This is a genomic window from Pseudomonas sp. GM24 (assembly GCF_000282235.1).
Lineage (GTDB): Bacteria > Pseudomonadota > Gammaproteobacteria > Pseudomonadales > Pseudomonadaceae > Aquipseudomonas.
In genome coordinates this window covers 1-4,811 of sequence record NZ_AKJR01000337.1, presented here as the reverse complement: position 1 = coordinate 4,811, position 4,811 = coordinate 1, and the positions used below count along the sequence as shown (strand labels likewise).

Annotated in this window: 6 protein-coding genes; 4 read left to right on the top strand and 2 right to left on the bottom strand. The window is 60.0% G+C overall.

All coding sequences use genetic code 11. The features are described from left to right. The first annotated feature begins 141 nt into the window (after positions 1 to 141). The 3 genes from PMI23_RS27980 (at position 142) to PMI23_RS27970 (ending at position 3,335) form a co-directional block, all read left to right on the top strand. Complete coding sequence (locus PMI23_RS27980; RefSeq protein ID WP_007912548.1) at positions 142 to 1,005, top strand: LysR family transcriptional regulator; 864 nt, start codon at positions 142 to 144, stop codon at positions 1,003 to 1,005. A 111-nt stretch (positions 1,006 to 1,116) separates the two neighbouring features. Further along, complete coding sequence (locus PMI23_RS27975) at positions 1,117 to 2,262, top strand: sterol desaturase/SRPBCC family protein (RefSeq protein ID WP_007912547.1); 1,146 nt, start codon at positions 1,117 to 1,119, stop codon at positions 2,260 to 2,262. After that, entirely contained in the window at positions 2,259 to 3,335 is a 1,077-nt protein-coding gene (locus tag PMI23_RS27970; RefSeq protein WP_007912546.1) for an SMP-30/gluconolactonase/LRE family protein, read from the top strand. The genes PMI23_RS27975 and PMI23_RS27970 overlap by 4 nt, the downstream gene beginning before the upstream one ends. 133 nt (positions 3,336 to 3,468) lie before the next feature. On the opposite strand, the gene PMI23_RS29920 is transcribed toward PMI23_RS27970, so the two are convergent. Together PMI23_RS29920 and PMI23_RS27965 are read right to left on the bottom strand one after the other, a co-directional pair. Further along, positions 3,469 to 3,633, bottom strand: coding sequence for a hypothetical protein (locus PMI23_RS29920; protein ID WP_007912545.1), 165 nt, complete (start codon positions 3,631 to 3,633; stop codon positions 3,469 to 3,471). Between the two features lie 109 nt (positions 3,634 to 3,742). Further along, positions 3,743 to 3,985 (bottom strand): DUF465 domain-containing protein, encoded by a 243-nt coding sequence (locus PMI23_RS27965; protein ID WP_007912544.1) that lies wholly within the window; start codon positions 3,983 to 3,985, stop codon positions 3,743 to 3,745. Positions 3,986 to 4,190: 205 nt separating this feature from the next. Between PMI23_RS27965 and PMI23_RS27960 the strand changes: the two genes are divergently transcribed. Next, positions 4,191 to 4,712: a DUF4142 domain-containing protein gene (locus PMI23_RS27960; RefSeq protein ID WP_007912543.1), complete on the top strand. Its 522-nt coding sequence runs from the start codon at positions 4,191 to 4,193 to the stop codon at positions 4,710 to 4,712. The last annotated feature ends 99 nt before the right edge of the window (positions 4,713 to 4,811 follow it).

Below are 4,811 nucleotides of genomic sequence, written 5' to 3'. Positions count from 1 at the left end.
CAACGCTGATCGTTCAAGTCAGTGCATTGCTTCAATATCCCCCAATCGGTCCCCTCTCCCTCCGGGAGAGGGTTAGGCGGGCGGCGATCCGATGAGGGGCTTTTGCCGTTACAATGCCGCACCTCAAACACCGGCCCGCCCATGGACATCGATCTCGCTCGCACCTTTCTGGAAATCGTCCGTCACGGCAGCCTCGCCGCCGCCGCACAGAAGTTGTTCGTCACGCAAACGGCGATCACCGCCCGGGTGCAGAAACTCGAAAGCCAATTGGGCAGTACGCTGTTCGTGCGCAACCGCGCCGGGGCGAAACTGACGCCCAATGGCGAGGCCTTTGTGGTCTACGCCAATCAGCTGGTGCAGACCTGGGAAGCGGCGCGCCGCGACCTGCCACTGCCCGAGGGTTATCACAACGTGCTGCACATCGGCGGCGAAGTCAGCCTGTGCAACCCGTTGATGCTCAGTTGGGCGGCGGAACTGCGCGAGAAGATTCCCGGGCATGCCCTGCGCATGGAAATCCGCGACGGCGAAAATCTGCTGCGCCAGCTCGAACTCGGCGTGCTCGACGCGGCGCTGGTCTATCAGCCGGAATACTGGCCGGGCTTGCAGGTCGAGCAAGTGCTGGAAGAAAAACTGATTCTGGTGCGCGCCCCCGATCGCCCCGATCCCTACGTCTACATCGACTGGGGCCCGGACTTCCGCCGCCAGCACGACGCCGCCCTGCCGGAAAAAGCCAAAGCGGCGCTGAGTTTCAACCTCGGCCCGCTGGCCCTGCAATACATCCTCGAACACGGCGGCAGCGGCTACTTCCGCACCCGTGTGGTGCGCACCTATCTGGAAAGCGGCGCCCTCGAAGCGGTGACCAAAGCTCCGGAATTTGGCTACCCGACTTACCTTGTCTACTCACGCGATCGCGATTCGGCGACGCTGCAGCAAGCCTTCCACCTGCTGCGCGAAGTGATCCGCACCGATGACGACTGGTCGCAACGCTGGAACCCTTTGAGCTGAAGCGGCAGCATTACACCGGAGCATGGCGCATGTGCCATCGAGGTCCGGCCTGCACAAACGGCCGGATCGGCTAATCTGCCGGGTATAACAACAATACCCGCAGGTGAAGCAGTGAGGCAGACCACCGAGATATTCCGCAGCCGTTACCGTGCGGCCATTCATCCGCTGTACAACCCTTGGCTGCACGGCGCCTTCGTGCTGTTGTTCGGGGTGCTGGCCATCGGTGGGTTCTGGAGCAGCGTGCAGCAGGTCAGCCTGCTGGAATGGCTGACAGTGCCGCTGACCCTGCTGTTGTTCAATTTCGGCGTGTACATGGTCCATCGCCATCTCGGCCACCACAAAAAAGCCTTCGCGAAAATGTTCTACGCCCGGCATGCCGGCGATCATCACAGCTTCTTCACCCCAGGCCACATGACCTACGACAGTGCCCGTGACTGGCGGGTGATTCTGTTTCCCGCCTGGCTGATCGTACTGCACACGCTGGTGATCACCCTGCCGCTGTGGTGGCTGATCGCACAAGCCAACGCCAACGTCGCCGGACTGTTCGGCGGCTGCATGGTCCTCGGTTATCTGACTTACGAAATATTTCACGCCTGCGAACACCTGCCGCCGCACAACCCGCTGACCCGCCTGCCGTGGATCCGCCAGATGCGCCGTCTGCACGAATTGCATCACCGCCGCGAGCGCATGCAGGAGCGCAACTTCAACATCGTTCTGCCGCTGATGGACTACCTGTTCGGCACCCTGTACTGGGAGCCGGAAACCGCCCCTTTGAGCTATTCGAGAATGCCCATGACCCGTATGCAGCACACCATCGATATCGCTGGCGACCCGATTGCCGTGCTCGCCTACGCCGCCAGCGTCGGTCGCTGGCCGGAGTGGCACCCCTCTTCGCTGAAAATCGACGGCGCCCACGGCCCGCTGCATGCCGGCTCGCGCTTCGAAGAGGACATTCACGCGGGTGGACGTGAAGGCCATTTGAGCTGGGAGGTCACCGAGTATTTGCCCGGTCGGCGCTGGTGCGCGCGGGCGCAAGGCGATCATGGATTGTCGTTGCTGCTGACCTATGAATGCAGCGCGGCAAGCAGCGGCACGCGGTTCGTGCGCACGCTGGATTATCGCTTCGAAGGACTGGGCATGCGCATCGCCAATCACCTGCTGCTGAAACGGCGCATCGAGCGTGAATCCGCCGCATCGATGCTGGCGCTGCGCGACATGGCCGCGCAATACCTGGCATCGACGAGGGCCAGCGCGTGAAGCTACGGCATCTGTTGTTGCTGCTGATCCTCATCGTCATCGCGTTCTTATTATTGATGCCGACCAAAGTCGAACCCGTGGCCTGGACGCCGCCTCCAGCACCTTCGCTGAAAGAAGGTCTCTACGCCGAGAATCAGAAACTCAAAGGCGCAGTGCAGGTCGGGCCGAGCGACATCGAGGGACCGGAAGCCTTGCTGCTGGAGAGTGACTTCCTGATCACCGGACTGCACGACGGCCGACTGATCCGCACCAGCCTCGACGGCCAGCAACGCAAAGTACTCGCCGACACCGGTGGCCGACCGCTGGGATTGGCCCGGCATCCGAACGGCTTGCTGGTCATTGCCGATGGGGTCAAGGGCTTGCTGTCCCTCGATGCGCAAGGTCAGCTGGTTCCTTTGACCACGGAGGCCAATGGACTGGCCTTCGGTTTTACTGATGACGTGGCCATCGACAAGTCAGGGCATTACGCCTATTTCAGCGATGCTTCCAGTCGCTGGGGTTATGGCCATGACGGCGAGGCGGTCATTGAGCACGGCGGCGATGGGCGTTTGCTGCGCTATGACTTTCAGAGCGGCAAAACCAGTGTGCTGCTCGATAAGCTTGAGTTCGCCAACGGCGTGACCCTCGGCCCGGACGACGCCTATGTGCTGGTCAACGAAACCGGCGCTTACCGCATCAGCCGTTACTGGCTGACCGGGCCGAAAGCCGGCACTCACGACCTGTTCATCGACAACCTGCCGGGGCTGCCGGACAACCTGGCGTTCAATGGCAGCAATCGGTTCTGGGTGGCGTTGTATGCGCCGCGCAATGCTCTGCTTGATGGCACTGCGGGGCATCCATTCGTGCGCAAGATGATCGTGCGGGCGCTGAAGGTTTTACCGAAACCGGTGGAGAAGCGCGGGTTTGTTCTGGGGCTGGATCTGGACGGCAAGGTGATCGCCAATCTGCAGGATGCGAGCAGTGGCAATTACTCGCCGATTACCACGGTGCGCGAGTATGGGCCGTGGTTGTATTTCGGCTCGTTGAAGGCGATGCATATGGCGCGGATGCCGTTGGATGCGGCGCTGAAGTGAACCTGCTGGATCTGTATCGAGCCTACTGACGCCATCGCTGGCAAGCCAGCTCCCACAGGGTTCTTTGCTGACCACGGCATTTGCGGACAACACCATTCACTGTGGGAGCTGGCTTGCCAGCGATGGCGATCTGTCAGTTGCTGGACTTGTCGAACTTGTCCGGATCTTCGTCTTCGGGAAGATCCTCATCCGGTTCTTCAGGATTGGCCGTGGTATGCGCCGGGCTGTTGGGTTCGGGATGCGTGGGAACCGGGTCGAATGCGCCCTGCTCTTCACTGGGGAATTTGGGATCGTTCATAAGGCACCTCGTAAAGAGTCGGTAAAAGAAGACTCTGTACATTCGAGGTGCCGGTCGGGGCTGTCGTTCCCGTCAATCCGCAACCGCAGGTCGGCGGATCACCGGGGTTTCAGGATCGCGCCTGCAGTTGCTCGACGATCTTGTTTTTGACCTGCAAGCGCTTTTCTTTGAGTTTTTTCAGCGTGTAGTCGCTGGGAGCATCCGAGGTGGCAGTCTCGGCCTTGACTACGTCGGCGTCCGCCTGGGAGTACTTGTTGATCAGTGCATCCAGATGTGGATCCGCGGTGCGTTTTTGCTGGATCTCTTCCTTTGTAAGCTTCAAGTCCTGTAACAGATCATGGGTCACCGGCATGGAACACCTCCGTCAGTTGATCGGCTGGCCAACACGACCGATTGCGCTGGCCAGTTATCAGAATGGCCTCGGTTGGGCGCTTCTGTCGACCACCTGTCAGACCAGCGGTGTCCGTTCGTCGCCCTGTCGCAAATGCGATCAAACCTTTGTTCGCCACATTGCCTCCATTGGTTAACACCAACAAAAACTGCGTGGAGATACACCAATGGACGGATTCAACCTGCGTCATCTGGTTTTGGCTGTCGCTTTGAGCAGCGGCATGGGCAGCGCCTTCGCTGCGACTGACAATGACTTTGTCGATAACGCCGCAGCCGGTGGCATCGCGGAAATCGAAACCAGTCGACTGGCGCTGGAAAAAAGCCAATCAGCTGACATCAAGGCCTTCGCCAATATGATGATCACCGACCATGGCAAGGCCAACGATGAGCTGGCGACCATTGCCAAGGCTAACGACATCGAAGTCCCGGACACCACAACTCTGGTCAAACAGGCCAAGGAAAAAATCCTCGAAGTGCGTGATGAGTCGTTCGACGCGGCGTACGCCAACAATCAGGTGAAGGCGCACGAAGAAACCATCGAGCTGTTCAAGAAACAAGCCAATACCGTGACCGATGACAAGGTCAAAGGCGCTCCTGAATTGAAGGCGTTTGCGCAGAAAATGCTGCCAGCCCTGGAAAAACATTTGGCCGCCGCCAAGGAACTGCAGGCCAAGCATCCGAGCAAGTAAACAGCCTTACCCTCACCCCAACCCTCCCGAAACGTCGGACCGCCCGGAGGGAGAGGGAGCCGACCGAGGTGGATGCTCGAGTTACGCCGACCTGAACGT